Source organism: Candidatus Methylobacter oryzae, assembly GCF_003994235.2.
Lineage (GTDB): Bacteria > Pseudomonadota > Gammaproteobacteria > Methylococcales > Methylomonadaceae > Methylobacter_A > Methylobacter_A oryzae.
In genome coordinates this window covers 27,483-45,491 of record NZ_RYFG02000014.1, presented here as the reverse complement: position 1 = coordinate 45,491, position 18,009 = coordinate 27,483, and the positions used below count along the sequence as shown (strand labels likewise).

Annotated in this window: 17 protein-coding genes; 10 read left to right on the top strand and 7 right to left on the bottom strand. The window is 48.3% G+C overall.

Going from position 1 to position 18,009, the window contains the following annotated elements; translation table 11 throughout:
* The first annotated feature begins 227 nt into the window (after window positions 1-227).
* The 3 genes from EKO24_RS03090 to EKO24_RS03080 all read left to right on the top strand — a co-directional run bounded on the left by EKO24_RS03090 (window position 228) and on the right by EKO24_RS03080 (window position 1,536).
* Window positions 228-950 carry a hypothetical protein gene (locus EKO24_RS03090; protein ID WP_127030539.1) on the top strand — a complete coding sequence of 241 codons (723 nt, stop codon included), beginning with the start codon at window positions 228-230 and terminating at the stop codon, window positions 948-950.
* 134 nt (window positions 951-1,084) lie between these two features.
* Window positions 1,085-1,285: a hypothetical protein gene (locus EKO24_RS03085; protein WP_143733156.1), complete on the top strand. Its 201-nt coding sequence runs from the start codon at window positions 1,085-1,087 to the stop codon at window positions 1,283-1,285.
* A complete protein-coding gene (locus EKO24_RS03080; protein ID WP_127030537.1) occupies window positions 1,282-1,536 on the top strand; it encodes a type II toxin-antitoxin system HigB family toxin in 255 nt (84 codons plus the stop codon). The genes EKO24_RS03085 and EKO24_RS03080 overlap by 4 nt, the downstream gene beginning before the upstream one ends.
* 19 nt (window positions 1,537-1,555) lie before the next feature.
* On the opposite strand, the gene EKO24_RS22515 is transcribed toward EKO24_RS03080, so the two are convergent.
* Both EKO24_RS22515 and EKO24_RS03070 read right to left on the bottom strand, forming a co-directional pair.
* A complete protein-coding gene (locus tag EKO24_RS22515) occupies window positions 1,556-3,505 on the bottom strand; it encodes an EAL domain-containing protein (RefSeq protein ID WP_161990560.1) in 1,950 nt (649 codons plus the stop codon).
* Between the two features lie 17 nt (window positions 3,506-3,522).
* Window positions 3,523-6,024 carry a GAF domain-containing hybrid sensor histidine kinase/response regulator gene (locus EKO24_RS03070; RefSeq protein ID WP_127030536.1) on the bottom strand — a complete coding sequence of 834 codons (2,502 nt, stop codon included), beginning with the start codon at window positions 6,022-6,024 and terminating at the stop codon, window positions 3,523-3,525.
* A 455-nt stretch (window positions 6,025-6,479) separates the two neighbouring features.
* On the opposite strand from EKO24_RS03070, the gene EKO24_RS03065 reads away from it, so the two are divergent.
* Window positions 6,480-7,865 carry an L-lactate MFS transporter gene (locus EKO24_RS03065; protein WP_127030535.1) on the top strand — a complete coding sequence of 462 codons (1,386 nt, stop codon included), beginning with the start codon at window positions 6,480-6,482 and terminating at the stop codon, window positions 7,863-7,865.
* A gap of 21 nt (window positions 7,866-7,886) precedes the next feature.
* Here the strand turns inward: EKO24_RS03065 and EKO24_RS03060 are convergent, their stop codons facing one another.
* From EKO24_RS03060 to EKO24_RS03040, 5 genes are read right to left on the bottom strand one after another with little or no spacing between them, the layout of a single operon-like run.
* Window positions 7,887-8,630, bottom strand: coding sequence for an oxygen-binding di-iron domain-containing protein (locus EKO24_RS03060; protein ID WP_127030534.1), 744 nt, complete (start codon window positions 8,628-8,630; stop codon window positions 7,887-7,889).
* Window positions 8,627-9,247: a methyl-accepting chemotaxis protein gene (locus EKO24_RS03055; RefSeq protein WP_127030533.1), complete on the bottom strand. Its 621-nt coding sequence runs from the start codon at window positions 9,245-9,247 to the stop codon at window positions 8,627-8,629. The genes EKO24_RS03060 and EKO24_RS03055 overlap by 4 nt, the downstream gene beginning before the upstream one ends.
* A 15-nt stretch (window positions 9,248-9,262) precedes the next feature.
* Complete coding sequence (locus EKO24_RS03050) at window positions 9,263-10,402, bottom strand: protein-glutamate methylesterase/protein-glutamine glutaminase (RefSeq protein ID WP_127030532.1); 1,140 nt, start codon at window positions 10,400-10,402, stop codon at window positions 9,263-9,265.
* A gap of 18 nt (window positions 10,403-10,420) precedes the next feature.
* Window positions 10,421-11,047, bottom strand: coding sequence for a chemotaxis protein CheD (locus EKO24_RS03045; RefSeq protein WP_127030531.1), 627 nt, complete (start codon window positions 11,045-11,047; stop codon window positions 10,421-10,423).
* Window positions 11,038-11,835: a CheR family methyltransferase gene (locus EKO24_RS03040; protein WP_277752486.1), complete on the bottom strand. Its 798-nt coding sequence runs from the start codon at window positions 11,833-11,835 to the stop codon at window positions 11,038-11,040. Before EKO24_RS03040 ends, EKO24_RS03045 begins: the two co-directional genes overlap by 10 nt.
* A gap of 164 nt (window positions 11,836-11,999) precedes the next feature.
* Between EKO24_RS03040 and EKO24_RS03035 the strand changes: the two genes are divergently transcribed.
* The 6 genes from EKO24_RS03035 to EKO24_RS03010 all read left to right on the top strand — a co-directional run bounded on the left by EKO24_RS03035 (window position 12,000) and on the right by EKO24_RS03010 (window position 18,001).
* Window positions 12,000-12,848 carry a hypothetical protein gene (locus tag EKO24_RS03035; RefSeq protein WP_127030529.1) on the top strand — a complete coding sequence of 283 codons (849 nt, stop codon included), beginning with the start codon at window positions 12,000-12,002 and terminating at the stop codon, window positions 12,846-12,848.
* Window positions 12,849-12,882: 34 nt separating this feature from the next.
* On the top strand, window positions 12,883-13,251 hold the full coding sequence (locus EKO24_RS03030) for a response regulator (RefSeq protein WP_127030528.1): 369 nt from the start codon (window positions 12,883-12,885) through the stop codon (window positions 13,249-13,251).
* A gap of 28 nt (window positions 13,252-13,279) precedes the next feature.
* Window positions 13,280-13,612 carry an STAS domain-containing protein gene (locus tag EKO24_RS03025; RefSeq protein ID WP_127030527.1) on the top strand — a complete coding sequence of 111 codons (333 nt, stop codon included), beginning with the start codon at window positions 13,280-13,282 and terminating at the stop codon, window positions 13,610-13,612.
* The gene (locus tag EKO24_RS03020) at window positions 13,609-15,798 is read left to right on the top strand and encodes a chemotaxis protein CheA (protein ID WP_127030526.1); all 2,190 of its coding nucleotides are present in this window, start codon (window positions 13,609-13,611) and stop codon (window positions 15,796-15,798) included. The genes EKO24_RS03025 and EKO24_RS03020 overlap by 4 nt, the downstream gene beginning before the upstream one ends.
* A gap of 107 nt (window positions 15,799-15,905) precedes the next feature.
* Window positions 15,906-17,420 (top strand): methyl-accepting chemotaxis protein, encoded by a 1,515-nt coding sequence (locus EKO24_RS03015; protein WP_143733154.1) that lies wholly within the window; start codon window positions 15,906-15,908, stop codon window positions 17,418-17,420.
* A gap of 14 nt (window positions 17,421-17,434) precedes the next feature.
* Entirely contained in the window at window positions 17,435-18,001 is a 567-nt protein-coding gene (locus tag EKO24_RS03010; protein WP_127030788.1) for a chemotaxis protein CheW, read from the top strand.
* Window positions 18,002-18,009 lie beyond the last annotated feature (8 nt).

The window sequence follows — 18,009 nt, the reverse complement described above, 5'->3', positions numbered from 1 at the left end:
CACTCGGGCTTCCTCCGGACAACACTTCGCAGTATTGCCCTTGCCGTCGGCTAGTCGTTATAATCGTCAACATATGTTAAATGTTAATCAACGTCGGTTCTCCGACAGGGGACTTTCACCCCATAAGTTCACGCCCATGCTGGGCGTACACAATTCGCTCCAGCGGAGGACGGCCCTGACGGGCCGCCGCTGAACTCAAACATTAACTTTCACAGGAGTCCCCCACCTTGGACTTATCTACCGTTTTGTTATCAACTGTTTTGGCTGGCTTGGTTGCTGCTCTCATTTTGCTTCGCAGTAGCGAACAAAAGATACATGTGGAGAATGTTACGCAGGAGCGCGCCAAATGGCGTAGTGCAATGCGCGCACTCGCCGACGCCCTCATCAAGGCCGCGCGCGATGGAAATGCCAAAGAAATGGAAAGACAATGTGCTCAGTTGGCACTGAACGTAAACCCGTTTGATGCTGAAGACAAAGCCCTCGTCGAAGTCGCCAAGAAATTCCCCGGTGCTACTGACCTAGACGGTCAAGTCAAAGAATTCACCGACCGGATGGCGTTGTTGCTTAAGCACGATTGGGAGCGGGCCAAACGAGAGGTGCACCCTTGGTTTTTCCGGGGGAGTGAACCGCGCAGAATCCCCTATTGCGAATTTAGGGAGACAGTAGACGCACCCATTGCCGTCGGAAAGCCAAAATCTTCGTGGTGGCTCGTCGCGTACTTTGGAATGCTGGCGTTTTCGGCTGGCATCATGTTCTTTCTTGCTGCGGGGCTCACGGAACCATTTCATGAGCTTGTAAAGATATTCAACGACGCAAAAACCGAAAAGCCTGCGGGTGCGTGGGTTCTATTCGTCTTTTTGTCGGTGCTCTGTGGCTCCATTTGGTCCGCCGCCTACCTGTGGTTCAAAGGTAGCGAAAAGAGATTTCTAGACATATGGTTTTCAAAGTGAAAGCTAACCCTGCATTCCACCAGTGCTATGCGTTAGACTCACGTAATCCAAGATTGCTATACCTATGAAAAAATCATCAATAACCAATATGAGAGTTATAATTTCAGCATAGTTAATTTTTGTGAGTACGCCTTATGACAAGTGTAGAAACAATAGAAGAGCAAATCGCGGAATTAGATAACGCTTCATTTTCCAAGCTTCGTGATTGGTTTATTGAATTCGACCAATCTCGGTGGGATAAGCAAATTGAAGCCGATTCAAATGCCGGAAAGCTGGATTTTCTTATTAATCCTGCGTTAGCTGAGCATCAAGCCGGAAAAACAAGAGACCTTTGAAACACAAAACGGCTTCCAGCTTCCGGGTATGTTACGAAAAACTTCCGTTGGAAATTCGCGGGCTTGCAGACAAAAACTTCAAACTGCTCAAAGCAGATCCTTCCCATCCATCTTTACAATTCAAGAAAGTCGGCAAGGTCTGGTCTGTTCGTGTCGGTTCACATTACCGAGCACTTGCAGCACCCATTGAAAGTGGTTTTCTTTGGGTTTGGATTGGTACTCATGCCGAATATGACAGGCTGCTTACCTAATATGGCGCTCAAAGGGACTCTATTTACTACCCCCTATTGCCTGCACACTAAAATGAGTTTCCTTCAACAACGCTTTAATATCGTGCAAGCGGTTAATCGATGTTTCGGTCAGTTTTGCGCCTGTCTGTAAAATCAACGTCCCGTTTTCCAGATAAATGCTGTCTTTTAAAATCATTCCCGGACGTAGCCGTTGCAGTGAAACGCGTCTCGGATTTATTTTTGGGTTACGGTACTCGCTCTTCGGTTTATCCAGGACTATGGATGCCCCTGAGCGGCTATTGGCTGACTGGTTTTGCTGCTGTGCAATATCCTTCAATTCGGTTTTAACAAACTCATACGCCAACGGCGGACGCAGGTTTAGACACTCGGACATCGCTTTGCCGATCTTTTCGTTTAACAGCGACGGCACGACGGGCTTAAGCATAAAGCCGTTAATATCCAACGCCAGCGCCGAGCCCACGATTTCGGTATTGGAAAACGACGTTAATACGACGATTCTGGTTTCTTTCTTGGCGAATGTTTTACCGGTACGGATCAGTTGGATAAATGTCAAGCCGTTTAATCCGGGAATATCGACATCGGTAAGAATTAAATCGAAACTATTGTGCTCGAATAATTTCAGCGCGGATTCGGCGCTTTCGGTATCGGTGATCCGGGTGAATCCTAGGTCGCGGAGTACACGGATAATCAACTTACGGGAAAAGCTGTCGTCCTCGACAATCAGAATATTGATGTTGTTATACTCCTGTATGGAAGGCTGCGGGACGTTGTCGGCCTTGGATTCGTAGGTATCGATAAAATCGCGGAATGCCTCTGCATCCATGGGCTTGGCGATAAAATAACCCTGCGCAATATCGCATTTCATATTCTTCAGTTTGTCCCAATCCTGCTGCGTCTCCACTCCTTCGGCAACGCTTTTGATCTGTAGCTTATGCGCCATGTCGATGCTGGATTCGACGACAATGCTCAAGGCTTCGTTGCCGGTAAAATCTTTCACGAACGATTGGTCGATCTTCAATTCGCTAAAAGCTATGCGGGTAAGCTGCTGCATGCTGGAATAACCGGTTCCGTAATCGTCGATCGACAGCGCGAAGCCGTTCATGCACAAGCGAGCGAGGTTTTCCAACGCATGCGCCTCGTGGGTCATCGCCGCCGACTCGGTGATTTCCAAAACGATGTATTGCGGCTCGACTCCGGCGTTGTTGACCAACTGAATGATTTTGTCGGCCAGCATCGCGTCGCTCAACGAAGTCACCGACAGATTGATCGATAGGGTAAGAGCGTGTCCTCGATCGAGAAAACGGCGGCACGCAGCCGCCGATTCTTGCAGTATCAGGAAAGTCAATTCGTCGATATTGCCGTGTTGCTCAAGCAGTGGAATAAAGGCGGAAGGGCCGATAACGCCGTATTCGGGATGCAGCCAGCGGGCTAACGCTTCGGCGCCGACTAATCTTCCGGTTTGCAGATCGACTTTAGGTTGAAAGAACGGTTGAAACTGTTTGGCGCGAATCCCTTGCAAGACTTCGTCCAGCGAAAAGCTGTAGTTGTCTTTAGATTGATATTGCTTATCCGGCAAGCAGTTATATTCGGTTAATAACTCTTTAACATTCGCCAAGGTGATAGGTTTTTCAATCGTGCCCAGCAGTCTTATGCCGTACATTTTGACCATTTTGGCTACCGAGGTAAGCAGCTTGCTATCCAGTGAGCTGCTAATAATGATGGCGATGCTATGTTGTTCTTCACCTAGATGGCGCAGGAATTCCATGCCGTCCATTTCCGGCATGTTCAAATCGCACAGCGCGACGTTAATCGGAGAGGTGTTGGGGGCCCGGATAATATCCAAAGCCTGTTTGCCGTTATTGGCTTCGGTGATGTTTTCCACGCCGAGCGAACGCAACATGGTGCCCAGAACCTGGCGCTGAAAGCTATCATCCTCGACAACAAGAATATTGAGCTCGTTTATTTTCATAGAGATTTTCCCTTACGCTATACAATTTCAACAAGATATTTTTCGAACTGCCTGATCGCTTCGTCCAAGACAGTTTTTGCCGCCCAAACGCCCGTTAAATTCATGTTGCAGGTGGCGTGTTCGATTGCGGCGCAAGCTTGCGCCAACGATTCCGCGCCAACCATGCGGCAGGAGCCTTTCATCCGATGGGCCGTGCTTCCGGCGTTGCTAAAATCGCTTTGTTGCAGGTATTGCAGCAATGCCGCGTAATCCGAGCGAATATGCGTTTGGAAATCGAGCAAGATTTGAATTTGCGCCCCGCTGTTAGGCACAATCTGATTCAGCACGCTATAGTCGATCGGTGCAATGTTTGGATCATGATCGGTATCGGGTTTTAAAGACGAGGAGGGAACAGTGCCGGTATCGGCGACAGCCAGGCATTTAGCCAAAACTTGTTTCAATTGGCTTAGATTGGCCGGCTTGACCAATAACTCGTCCATGCCGGCCGCATGGCAGCGCTCGGTTTCTTCGGCAAGTGCATTAGCCGTCCAGGCAATGACCGTTGTTCGGGGGCGCATTTCTTCCGCTTCAATCTGACGGATCGTTCGAGCCAGTGTATAACCGTCCATTTCGGGCATATGGCAATCGGTAATGACTAGCGCAAACGGTCCCTTTCGCCACATCGATAAGCCCATTTCTCCGTTGACTGCCGTCTCAGCCCGTAGCCCTAGTAATTTGAGCTGGCTTGCCAGCAGATCGCGATTGATCGGATGGTCATCGACAGCCAATATCTTGGGGGCTTCGGCATCGTTTTTGAACAATGGCGTTACTGCCCGTTGCTCGACTTCCAGATGCAGGCTTTCCAGAACGATGCCGGTCGCGTTGGAGATAGGGAGCGTCAGCTCGATGCTGAAAGTCGTCCCCAGGCCCGGTTCGCTGGCCAAGGTAATTTGCCCGTCCATTAATTCGGCCAAACGCCGGCAAATCGCCAAACCTAAGCCCGTACCGCCGTACATGCGGGCGGTATCGGCGCTTTCTTGGCGATAACGCTCGAATAAATGTTCCTGGACGTTCTTAGCAATGCCGATGCCGGTGTCTTTAACGGAAAAGCGTATCCGTTCGGCGCCGTCGTGATGTTCGATAAGCTCGGCATACAACGCGATTTTGCCTTGCTGAGTGAACTTGATCGCATTGCTGACAAAGTTGTTCAGCACTTGCGACAGACGCAACGGGTCGACGATATGCGCGGGGCTCATGCGGTTATCGGTGCGTTGCGACAGCATCAGGTTCTTGGCGCTGGCTACGCGCGAATAGGTATTCACCACGTCTTGCAGCAGTTGGGGAATCGAGGTGGGTTGTTGCGCAAGTTCGAGTTTGCCTTCCTCAATCTTTGACCAATCGAGAATGTCGTTGACTATGCGCAGCAGGCTCCTGCTCGAACCCCAGGCCCTGTCCAGCGTCATGCGTTGCGTGCTGTCGAGCTGGCTCAAGGATAGCAATTCCATCATGCCCAAAATGCCGGTCAGCGGGGTGCGGATTTCATGGCTCATAGTCGCAAGAAAAGAGTCTTTGGCTTGATTGGCATTTTCCGCCGCGATTTTTAGTTCATTCAGTGTTTTTTCTTTTGCTTTCGCTTCGCTAATGTCTTCGATCACCCAGATTTCACTGCCGGGGTCGGCTGTTGCATCAAGCGATTTGGCGATCAGGTGGCCCCAAAATGCTATTTTGTTCTGTGAACAAATACGTGTTTCGATATTGAATACTTTTCCTTCGATAAGCTTCGACCGGGCAATGTCGATCAGCGATAAGTTAGTGTCTTTCGCACGCAAAAGGTCCGGCAGAGCTATGTTCAGCATGGCGTCCGGAGATGAGTAATCGAAAATTTCCGCGGATTTGGGGTTGGCGCGGACGATCTGATTGCCGACGGCAAATATGACGCCGACTTGAATGTTGTCGAGTATGGATTGCAGCTCCCAGGTGCGTTGTTGCACGCGTTGCTCCAGCTCCTCGTACATTCTTACGTTTTCCATCGTGACGGCAGTTACGTCGGCCAACGCTTGCAGCACTTTGACCTGCTCTGGAGAGGGAAGGGATTTTGTCGCCCAGTAATTGCCGATTGCGCCGACCGGATCGCAAGTGCGGATCGGCACCATGACCAAGCTGCGAACAAAGGTTGGGCGGTAAGCGTCGGTCGGAATGCGCGAGTCGGCGTAGATGTCTTCAATCACCGCCGGCTGCCGGTTAATCATGGCCCAGCCGCTGATGCACGAACTCATCGGGAAGCGCTGGCCTTTCCAGAGCGGGCTGATAGCGTCTTCTTCGGCATAGAAGCATTTGTCATTGTCGCGCAATACGAAAGTCGCGCCGTCGGCTCCGGTCAGCTTGCGCGCGGCATGGCGGACAATGTCCATCACTGTGGCCAAATCGCGAGCCAGGGAAAGCTGTTGCACAACTTCAACCAGCTGTTCCATCGCATGCGCGTACCAAAAACTCGGTATTGGTTCATAGTCTGTTGCTATGCAGTAATGATGACCATCCATCTTAAACGCCTTATCTGTAATCGCCGATCATTGAAATTAAGTTCAGTTTCGTTGACAGTAAAAGTCATCGTTTTGGGTTGATAAGCCCCGTCATTGCTTGACAATGCTCTATATATTTCGATTAAGGTGTTTTCTCCAAGAAATATCCACACTAATAAGCGGGTTGAGTTGCCTTGCGCCGGCAATCCAAGTTGCGCCGTTTCTTGGTAGCGATTGTAGCGATTGTTGTTAGATAACGAAACTAAATCTTATATGTTGGAGCTTTGTCCTGTTTGTGTATAGCTGTTCTTCTTGATGGGCTCCATTTATGGATAACAGTTGCATCGCTTTTTGAAGAATATCTGCATTTTGTCCAGTTAGATAAACCAGGGGGGGCGTCGGGTTCGATTTATAGTGCTTGTTCGGCGATAATATCCGGATGGAATAAAACCTTAATAACAACAGGAATAAACTTTATGTCATGGTTAGCTTCATCTTTTCTTGCAAAAGACAGAATTATCGCAAAACCCGGTTTTAACCGCTGGCTGGTCGCTCCGGCGGCGCTGGCGGTGCATTTGTGTATCGGCCAGGTTTACGCATTCAGTGTTTTCAACCTGCCGTTGACCAAGGTGTTGGGCGTGACGCAATCGTTGCCGGAAGATTGGAAGTTGACGACTCTGGGCTGGATATTCAGCCTGGCTATCGTGTTTTTAGGATTGTCGGCCGCGTTTGCCGGTAAATGGCTGGAAAAAGTCGGGCCGCGAGTGACGATGTTTTGTTCGGCGCTGTGCTTTAGCGGCGGTTTTTTTATCGCAGCAGCCGGCGTGGAGTTGCATCAAATCTGGCTGCTGTATTTGGGCTACGGCGTGTTGGGCGGTATCGGTTTGGGCTTGGGCTACGTGTCGCCGGTTTCGACGTTGATCAAATGGTTTCCGGACCGGCGCGGCATGGCGACCGGTTTGGCAATCATGGGTTTCGGCGGCGGCGCGATGATCGGCGCGCCGCTAAGCGTATTTTTGATGAAGCATTTTTCTTCGCCTACCTCGGTTGGAGTTGCCGAGACTTTTATGACGATGGGCTGTATTTACCTGGTTTTCATGATGATCGGCGCGTTCAGCATCCGTTTGCCGGAAGAGGGCTGGCTGCCGGCCAATTTCCAGCCGGAAGTACGTAAAAACAAGTTGATCACCGACAATCACGTGCATGTCGAGCAAGTGCTTAAAACGCCGCAGTTTTATTTGTTGTGGTTGGTGCTGTGCCTGAACGTGACTGCCGGAATCGGTGTGTTGGGGCAGGCGTCGGCGATGAGCCAGGAAATGTTCAAGGATCAGATCACGCCCGAAAAAGCGGCGGCGTTTGTCGGCATGCTCAGTTTTTTCAATATGGGCGGGCGCTTTTTCTGGTCGACGATGTCCGATTACCTGGGCAGGAAAAACACCTATTTCACTTTTTTCATGCTGGGCTGTGTGCTGTATTCGCTGGTGCCGTATACCGGCAAAATGAATAACGTGCTGCTGTTCATGGGCTGCTATGCGGTGATTATGAGCATGTACGGCGGCGGTTTTTCAACTATTCCTGCTTATCTGGCCGATATTTTCGGCACGAAATACGTTGGCGCGATTCATGGCCGGTTGTTGACCGCTTGGTCCACGGCCGGCGTTGCTGGACCGGTGTTGGTCAATTATCTGAGGGAAAGCCAGATTGCGCAGGGCGTGCCGAAAGCCGATGCTTATAATATGACCATGCAGATTATGGCCGGACTATTGCTGGTTGGATTCTTTTGTAATTTGGCCATTAAGGCCGTTGATGAGAAACATCATCTGAAGCATGACCAGGTCGATGACGAGTATGATGCGGCGTAAGGCCGCATCTGATCGCTAACGTTATTTTTTGGCTTGCAAGCCGACTTTCAGGTCTGCAAGCCAATTGATAAAACGAGCCACATCGGGGCCTTGGAAGATCGCGCCGTGCTGGGGGCAAAGCATGTCGATATTCATTTTGCTGACACGTTCGCACCAATCCAGTTTGGCGTCATTGGCGCCAAACCAGCGGCGATGGAAGCCTTCCATAAAACGTACGTGTTTGTCGAAATCCTCAACGAATAAATATTCTTGCCCGTGCGGTAACAGGGCTGCGCCTACGTCGCCGGAAAACAGTATTTTGGCTTGAGGGTCGTATAAGTTGAAATTCCCGGAGGAATGCATGTAGTGGGCCGGCACCGCTTGCAATGTCAAATCGCCCAGCTGTATCGGCATGCCTTCGTCGGGGATAGAGAGAAAGGTCGTATTGTTACCGCCGAAATGGGGAACGAATGTCTCCCAAAGCCATGAAATGTAGCATTTGATTCCAGGACTGATGTCCAGCCAGAGCGACAATGAGGAGATGATGTCGGGATCTTGGTGCGAGGCAAATAAAGCGCGGATTTTTTTCGGGTCGAATTCGGTACTGATCGCGGAAAATACGCTCGGGAAAATTTCAATGCCGCCCGGGTCGGTTAACAGTGCTTCATTACGGTTAATGATCAGGTATTCATTAGTGTCGATCAGGTAATTGGGTCTTTCCGGATCATGGGTGACGGCTGCCCAACGGTGTTCGCCTTTACTGTAAATATATTCGATTTTTTTCATGTTGATGCGCGGATATTATGGATAAGTGTTTGCAGGGAAGAGGTGATTTCATTCATCGTGGTTTCGATGCGTTCGGCGACCAGTTTTAGTTCACCGCTCAATTCCTGCCCGTAGGCGGCTTCGATTTTGGCATTGCGGCTGAGTGCTTCGCTGGCTCTGCAATATTCGTAAGCACTTTCCAGCGTCAATAACAGTGAAGATAGGCCCTGTTCGATGCCTTGGTTGAGCTTATTCATATCGGCTTGTTTACGCAAGATGGCTGAATTAATTAACCCGTGTTGATCGCCGATCGAAGCTCGCTGCAAATAACCGATCATACGCTGAGACTTGCACAAAATAGTCACGTCATAAATCATCATGCTGATTGTCTTGGATACTTCGCTCATTAATTCGCGCAGTTTAGCGCTTAGCAGGCGTAGCTCGCGGGCGATGATGCCGAAGCCACGGGATTTAATACCTGCGCGCCGGGTAATCAGCATGGCATTAACGGCGATTAAATTAGTTTTGAAAGGAATTTCAATAATGAGCTTTATGTCTTCGCAGATGATCAAGGTCAGCTCAAGCCGCGCCAAATGTGCGGCAGTATCATAATGTACGTCGTTCAGTGCTTGTGCCATTTTGAACCTGCATAATTAATTTTTATACCCAGAGGGCATAAGTTTCGTTTGAGCAGGCAAGCTGCTCAACTCAGCTTTATTATTTTTAAACAGCGCTCGGGTAGGTGCCTGCATAATCAGCTGAGGTATGGCTGACAAAGGTAGTATGCCATCGACGGCGCCTAGCTTAACAGCTTCTTTAGGCATTCCATAGACTATGCAGCTGGTTTCATCCTGTGCTATGGTCAAAGCGCCGGCATCGTGCATTTCTTTCATGCCGTGGGCACCGTCATCGCCCATGCCGGTCAGGATGATGCCTATTGCGTTGGCTCCTGCGGACTGTGCGCTGGAACGGAACAATACGTCGACTGACGGGCGATGCCTGCTGACCAGGGGGCCGTCTTTAACATCAACTTGATATTGCGCTCCGCTACGGTGCAATAACATGTGTTTGCCGCCGGGAGCGATTAAAACGACGCCGGGTAGAACGCGGTCATTTTGTGCGGCTTCTTTTACCGTGACTTGGCAGATGCCGTCCAACCGCTTTGCAAAAGCTGCCGTGAAATGTTCCGGCATGTGTTGAACGACTACAATCGGCGGTGCTGTACGCGGCAACTGGGTGAACAAGTATTCCAAAGCCTGTGTGCCTCCTGTTGACGTGCCGATGACGATAACCCGGTCGGTCGTCTGTAACATCGGCCTAGACGCACTGGCGCCGAACAGGCTGTTAGTGTTTGCAGCCGTGCCGGGTGTAGCCGTATTCGATTTGATTGTACGGGGGCGTGAACCGGCGGCGGCTTTGATTACGTCGGTAATCAGGGACCTGGATTCTTGCAGGAAGTTACGTAAGTTTATTTTCGGCTTGGTGATAATATCGACCGCGCCGGCACTCATCGCCTGCATAGTGATTTCCGCCCCTTTTTCGGTCAAGGTCGAACAAATAACGACCGGAGTTGGGCGTTCACTCATCAGTTTTTTTAGGAAAGTCACTCCGTCCATGCGCGGCATTTCAATATCCAGCACGATCACGTCTGGCCATTCGGTTTCCATTTTCTTCATCGCGAAAATAGGATCGGGCGCTGCGCCGATTACTTCTATGCCCGGCACGCTGTTCAATAAACCGCTTAATACCTGTCTTACTACGGCAGAGTCATCAACTATTAATACTTTAATCATTGTTATCCAAATGTTCGTCTACCAGAAATCAGCCTGATCCAAGGGCTGTGGAAGGGTAATGCCGGTGTTCTTTTTCAGGAAGCGCCGTTCCTGATGAAGAATAGTTAGTTCTTCATCGCGTTCAATACTTTTGACGTAGACGGAAAAATCGCTCGTTAGGAAAAAAATATTGCGGCCTATATCGCCGCCTAAAGCGGAAGCTACCAATGGGATTTTTTCGGTTCGTAAAAAAGTTTTTATAAATTCGCAATTGATCGCACCAATCGATTTTCCGCCGCGCAATTCATTGCCCAGTTTTAGCACATCGCCGCCGCCAAAGGCTTTGGCTTTTAAATGGATGCGTTGCGCGCCTTGTTTCAGCATCTGGTTAATCAGTAATTCCATCGCATGAATACCGTAACGCCCGCTTTCTGTGCCTAATAACGTTGCTTTATGGGCCGTACCTAATAAGGCGGCAGTATGGGCCGAATGTTGCTGGGCCAGTAAAAAGTGGTTCATGCCGATAACGCGGTTAACCGGATCGTACAAACACGCGGCTACGCATGATCCCAATAAGGTCGAAATAATTTCATTTTTTTTAGTGACGTAACTTTCGCCCGGATCAATGATGATCCGGGGCAATCCTTTGTAAGTACCTACTTGCATGGTTTTCGATAAATAGAGGGAGTGATCATGGACAATTCGGTCTTAATACTATGCAGGGTTTCGGAATGGCTGATAAAAAAATAGCCGCCCGGCTTTAATACCGAAATAACGCGCCGGACTATATCCTGTTTAGTTTCTGTGTCAAAGTAGATTAATACGTTGCGCAAAAAAATGACGTCGAATTGTCCGAGGTTTTTCGGTAGCGAATTTTTAAGGTTGATCTGCCCGAAACTGACGTGACTCCTGATTTTTTCATCGACACGAAAATAGCCTTCCTGAGAGCGTACGCCTTTCAGGCAATATTTATCCAGATAATGGGCGTCCATATTATCCAGCCTGTCCATCAAATACACGCCTCTTCGTGCAGTTTCCAGTACGTCGGTATTAACATCGGAACCGAAAATCTCCCACTTTCTCATGCCTAATCCTTCGGCCAGAACCATGCCGAGCGAATAACTTTCTTCGCCGGTAGAGCTGGCTGCGCTCCACAGACGGAAGTTATCGCCCCGCCAAGGTTTGATAATTTGCTCTTGAAGAAAACTAAAATGCTTGGGTTCGCGAAAAAAATAAGTTTCATTGGTGGTCAAAATATTAACCATTATTTGAAACTCCTGGGAATGTTGTCCGGAATTTAGTAATTGATAATACTGACTATAAGTTTGCAAGCCGTAATGTAGTAAGCGTTTGGCTAGCCGGCTGGCCACCATGATTTTTTTTTCCGGTGCAAGTGCTATGCCTGCATGATCGTAAATGAGGCGCCTGAAATGGGCAAATTCTTCGGCGCTGATAGGTTCAAGACTGATAATAAACTCCTTACTTTGTAATGAAATTTAGGATGACACTAAGTATAAATACATACTAGACTATGAGCTTTACAAGGACAACGGGGATTTGAATGCCACAATTCCAAAATAGCCGTGATAGTAAGCTTTTGTACAGTTCACTCCCTGCAATGCCGGTAATTTTGAGTGGAGTGATCGTTATTTGGCAAAATGGTTTTGTTTTACATAATGTGTTACTTAGCTTGATTCTGGCGTTTTGCGGTATCGGAAGCGGTTTGTTTTTATGGCGTCGTCATGTGGATGAGTTGGCGAATATCGAGTCCCGCTGGGCTCAAGACGAAAGCAGCAAAATAGCTGAAGTTTACACGTATACTGCCGAGTTGGAGCGCTTGCTGCTAACCATAAGTCCCATACTTTCCCAGCACGTAATGGCTTCTCGGGAGCATACCGAGCAGGAAATTACCTCGCTATCAAGTCGTTTTTCCGGAATGGTCGATGAACTCCGGCAGATCGTCAATAGTACCGATAATGCATTGACCGGTCAGCAAACTTACCATTTGGATACGGTCATCAATACCAGTCGTAATTTGCTGCAACCGGTCCTGGATTCGCTCAAGCAAATTCATCAGATAGAACAGAATGCCGTTGATGATGCAGCATTGTCCCTGGCTGAAGCCAATATCAACGAAACGTTGTCCCTTTTGAGCATGGCGTTAACCCATTATCACAATGATGTCGAAGCGCTTAGAAACAACGCCGAGCAAATTTGTAATGAGATCAATAATGTGTTGGTGGCCTTACAGTTTCAGGACCGTGTTAGCCAGATATTGACTCAGGTCGAAAACAACTTGCTGAATTTGCAAAAAACCATAGAAAAAATACAACAGCAAGGCAATAACCGTGACAGCAATATGCTTGAGGTCGATAAAGCTGTAGAGCATATAGAAGAAAACTACAAATCGGTCAGCTCATTGCCCAATGATAGGGCCGACAACTCTGACGAGTTAACTTTTTTTTAATCGCTTTTTTCATACAAAGGGTAGGCTTTAACTTATGGCGAAGACAATTATGATTGTGGATGACTCGGCTTCAATGCGGCAGGTGGTCGGCATTGCATTAAAAGGCGCGGGTTATGAAGTAATCGAAGCAAGTGACGGTAAAGATGCGTTGAGCAAACTGACGGGCGTTAAAATTCATCTTATTGTCAGCGATATTAATATGCCTGTTATGGATGGCATTAGCTTTGTTAAAGAGGTTAAGCAGCTCGATCAATATAAATTCACTCCTATTATTATGCTAACCACCGAAATGGAAGAGGATAAAAAACGGGCAGCCAAAGAAGCCGGTGCCAAAGCTTGGGTGACTAAACCCTTTCAGCCGCCTATTTTGCTCGCGGCTATTGCCAAACTAGTATTACCTTAACTTTAACCTTAATTCCGAGACATATGCCATGACCGCAAAAGCTAAGAAAAACGATGGGATACTGCAATTGTCTATTAAGGATGACATGACTATTTACAATGCGGAAGCCCTCAAGGAAACCTTGTTGGGCTATTGTCGTCCGGATACGCGGGAGCTGCAGCTTGATTTATCGGCTGTTGCGGAAATAGACAGTGCGGGCTTGCAGTTATTGTTGCTGCTCAAGGCTGAAGCACAGCGGCGCGGCTTTATCTTACGCTTGTTGCGGCATAGCGAAGCGGTTATTGAGGTTTTTGAGTTGCTTAAACTCGGTATGTATTTTGGCGATCCTATTGTCATCCCAGCTAATTGGAAAAAATCATGAGCGATATAAGTCCCGCCTTAGAAACCTTTTCCCAGGAAGTCGATGAATTACTGACGGCAATGGAAGATGCCTTGCTGGGTTTGGAAGCCGCGCCGGATGATGCGGATTGCATTAACAGCATTTTCCGAGCCATGCACACGATCAAAGGCTCGTCGGGATTATTCGGCTTTGACGATATCGTTTCTTTCACGCATCAGGTTGAAACCGTTTTAGATAAGGTAAGAAACGGTGAACGCTCGATTGACTCCGAGTTGATTGCCGTTTTGCTAGCCTGTAAAGATCATACCGCACAGATCGTTCAACACGTTCTTTTCAACGAGGATGAACCGCTACCTGAGGAGCTGCAACAGCAAAGCCAAATGTTGATTGCCGGGTTAACCGGGCAATCGGCTGCCGCGGCTGGCGTACCTTCTACACAAGAGGAGAAAGCCGATCATTTTGAAGTCGACCCGAACACCACGGATAGCAGCGACAACTGGGTTATCAGTCTGGCGTTTAAACCGGATGCCCTGCGTAACGGCATGGATCCGTTATCGTTTATTCGCTATCTGCAAACGCTCGGCAAAATCGTGGAAGCGATTATTACCATGCCGGAGCTTCTCAATTTTGAGGATGTGAATCCCCAAAGTTGTTACTTGAGCTTTAAAATAATTTTTAACAGCGGTTGCGATAAAAAAACCATCGAGGATGTGTTTGAGTTCGCTGAAGACGATTGCAATATTCATATCTTGCCGCCGAATTCCAGGCAGGAGCATTACCTGCAATTGCTGGACAATTTGCCGGAAGATCAAGTCAAACGATTGGGAGAAATGCTTGTCGAGATTGGCGCCTTAACGGAAAAAGAAGTCATGCGTACGCTCCACGAACAGTGGGATGACGCTAATGACGAGCCTAAACCTCTTGGTGAAATGCTGTTAGAAAAAAATATTTTGCAGCAACCGGTTATTGAGCAGGCACTGAAAAAACAAGAATCGGTCAAACAAAAAGTCAACAAGGAATCCAATTATATTCGCGTCGATGCGGCTAAACTGGGTTATCTGATTAATTTGGTCGGCGAGTTAGTCATTTCAGGCGCCGCAATGCGGTTGATGGTCGATAAGCACGGCTTATCCGATGTCGATGACGTCGCCTCGACGATGAGCCATTTAGTCGAAGACATACGCGATACCGCCTTGCAATTACGAATGGTGCAAATCGGCGAAACCTTTACGCGCTTTCAGCGAGTGGTGCACGACGTCAGCAAGGAATTAGGCAAGCAAATTCAACTGCAAATTACCGGTGGTGAATCCGAATTGGATAAAACCGTCGTGGAAAAAATCAACGACCCGCTGACACATCTAGTGCGAAATTCGCTCGATCACGGTATTGAAACCCCGGCGGAACGGCTGCGTGCAGGTAAGCCTGAAAAAGGCACCATCCAGCTTAATGCCTATCATGACTCGGGCCGCATTGTGATCCAGATCAGTGATGACGGCAAAGGTTTGGACCCGGATAGAATTTTTGCCAAAGCGGTAGCTAAAGGCTTGATCAAGCCGGATCAAATGCTTAGCAAAAGCGAAATTTATCATCTTATATTCGAACCCGGCCTAAGCACAAAAGAAGAGGCCAACAACCTGTCCGGCCGAGGCGTCGGCATGGACGTGGTCAAGCGCAATATCGAGGCTTTGCGCGGCACTGTCTCCGTCGATAGCGAGTTGGGGCAGGGCACGGTGGTAACCATACACTTGCCGTTGACGCTGGCAATTATTGATGGCTTCATGGTCGAAGCGCAAAAAGAGCGCTATATCATCCCGCTGAGTATGGTCGAAGAATGCGTCGAAATGAGCAGCGAAGAATGGCAAATTGACGACGTTCAACATTACGTCAATTTGCGCGGTCAAGTTTTACCTTATTTGCGTTTGGGAGACTTTTTCCATAAGAATAAAAAACACACACATACTCAGAGAGAAAGTCTGGTCGTGGTTCGTTTTGGCGAGGCAAAGGCAGGTTTCGTCGTGGATGAATTGCACGGTGAGAATCAAACTGTGATTAAACCGCTCGGTAAACTGTTTGAGAACCTTAACGGAATCGGAGGAGCAACTGTGTTGGGTAGTGGCGACGTTGCGCTAATTCTGGATGTACAAGGACTCATTCAGTACGCAAGAAAGCGGGTGAATCCCACTTTAGCATTGTCATCAGGTATTTAAGGTACTCAAGCATCCATCTGCAAGCATAAAAAAAATCAAGGATATTTGATAGGCATTGGTTGTCAGGGCCTTACATTAGCTGCTTTAAACCCATAGGGTAATAAAAAATGAAAATGACCATCGTTAGAAAAATGATTTTGTTGATTGCCACCGCAATTATAGGTTTAGCGACGCTGGCATGGATTGGGCAGAGCAGTATGGATACAGTGTATGACAAAGCCAATTTCGGCAATATCAACTCCGTTCCGAGCATACTGATTTTGGATGAAGCCTCGGTATCGTTCGGTCGTTTGCGTGTCCGTGTCTATCGGCATGTATTAAATAGCGACGAGTCCAAAATGGCGGAAATCGAAGCCAAGATCAAGGAAGCCCAAGATACGTTATCTAACGCACTGAAAAAATATGAAGTGGATGGCTGTTTTGGCAAAAGTTGTTTTGCCGACGAAAAAGATAAGAAGCTGTTTAACGATGCGGTCGTTGCTTATAAAGAGTATCTAGTTGGCGTACCGAAAATACTGGAGTTATCTAGGGCGCGTAAAAACGACCAAGCTCTTGCGACAACCACTCAATATGCCGATGTCGCCGAAAAGGTGAATGCTGCGTTCCAAGCTGACATGGATTACAACTCCGTCATCGCGAAAAAAGGCGCGGAAGACGCCGTATCAGCCAAAGCCGATGCAGTTTGGACGATGAATATCATCGCCGGCATTATTCTGGTATTTACAGCGGTGCTGGGCTGGTTGATTGCCAGAGGCATTATCCAGCCACTCGACGAATTGAAACAGGTGGTTGAAACTTTGGCGCAAGGCGATTTTACTAAAGCAATCAACATCGAACGGGAAGACGAAATCGGCGTAGTGGCGAATTCCTTGAAAGATATGCGCCGGCAATTGATCGATGTCGTGCAGCAAGTGCGTGCTAATTCCGACGCTTTAGGCAGCGCTTCGCAGCAAATCAGCGCGACCGCGCAAGCGATCAGCCAAAGTGCGACCGAGCAAGCTTCAGGAGTTNTGGCGACTACAGCGGCGGAAGAAGCCGCCAATGGCGGGGAAGCCGTCAAACGCACGGTCGAGGCGATGAAGGAAATTGCCGATAAAATCGGTTTGATTGAAGACATTGCTTATAAAACCAACCTGTTATCGCTGAATGCGGCGATTGAGGCGGCGTTAGCCGGCGAGCACGGCAAAGGCTTTACCGTGGTCNACCTGTTAGCGCAAATGGTGCCGAACATCCAGAAGACCGCGGATTTGGTCGAGGAAATCACCGCTTCTTCCGAAGAACAGGCGCAAGGCATCGGCCAAATCAGCGATGCGGTCGGGCAGTTGGATAAGGCGGCGCAACAGAATGCGTCGGGGTCGGAACAACTGGCCGCGACAGCGGAAGAGTTGAGCGGTCAAGCCATGCAACTGCAACAGGTGATGGCATTCTTCAAAGTCGATGCAAATCAAGGCCGCATAATTAAAACTCAACCGCCTCATTCCACAAAGAAGACATCGGTAAACAAAAAAACAGCGCCTCATTTTGCTCCGGTTGACTATTCTTCAACAATAAAGCCTATGCCGGCTACTAAGGTAGGAATCGTCAAACCTGAGTTTAATGAGGATGATTTTGAAAAATTTTGACGGGTAGATCAACCATGAACCAATTAATACATAAAAAAGAAAATAAAACCGAGTTAATGGCTCAAGATCAACTACGCCAGTATCTTACTTTTCAGGCAGGTAATGAGAACTTGGCCATGAGTATTCTCGACGTCAAAGAAATTATTGAAATCAACACAATTACAAACGTACCGATGACGCCTGAGTACATACGCGGCGTTATTAACCTGCGCGGTAATGTCGTTCCGGTCATCGATTTGTCCGCGCGTTTGGGCAGGCAAAGCAGCGAAATAAGCAAACGCAGCTGTATTGTACTGGTACAGGTTGAATATAACGAAGATGCCCAGCTATTGGGGATGCTGGTCGATGCGGTTGATGAAATTCTGGAAATACCCGAAGCGAACATTATGCCTCCGCCCGATTTCGGTGCTGATATTCGAACCGACTTTATTCAATCGATGGGGCGTGTTGGCGATGAGTTTATTATCTTATTGAATATCAACCGCGTACTTTCGATAAAAGAATTGGCCCAGCTCAAACAGGTGGCTGATTACGAAGGCGGTAACGGAAATAAAGAAGCTGGTATTGCCTCACTAAACTGATATCAACA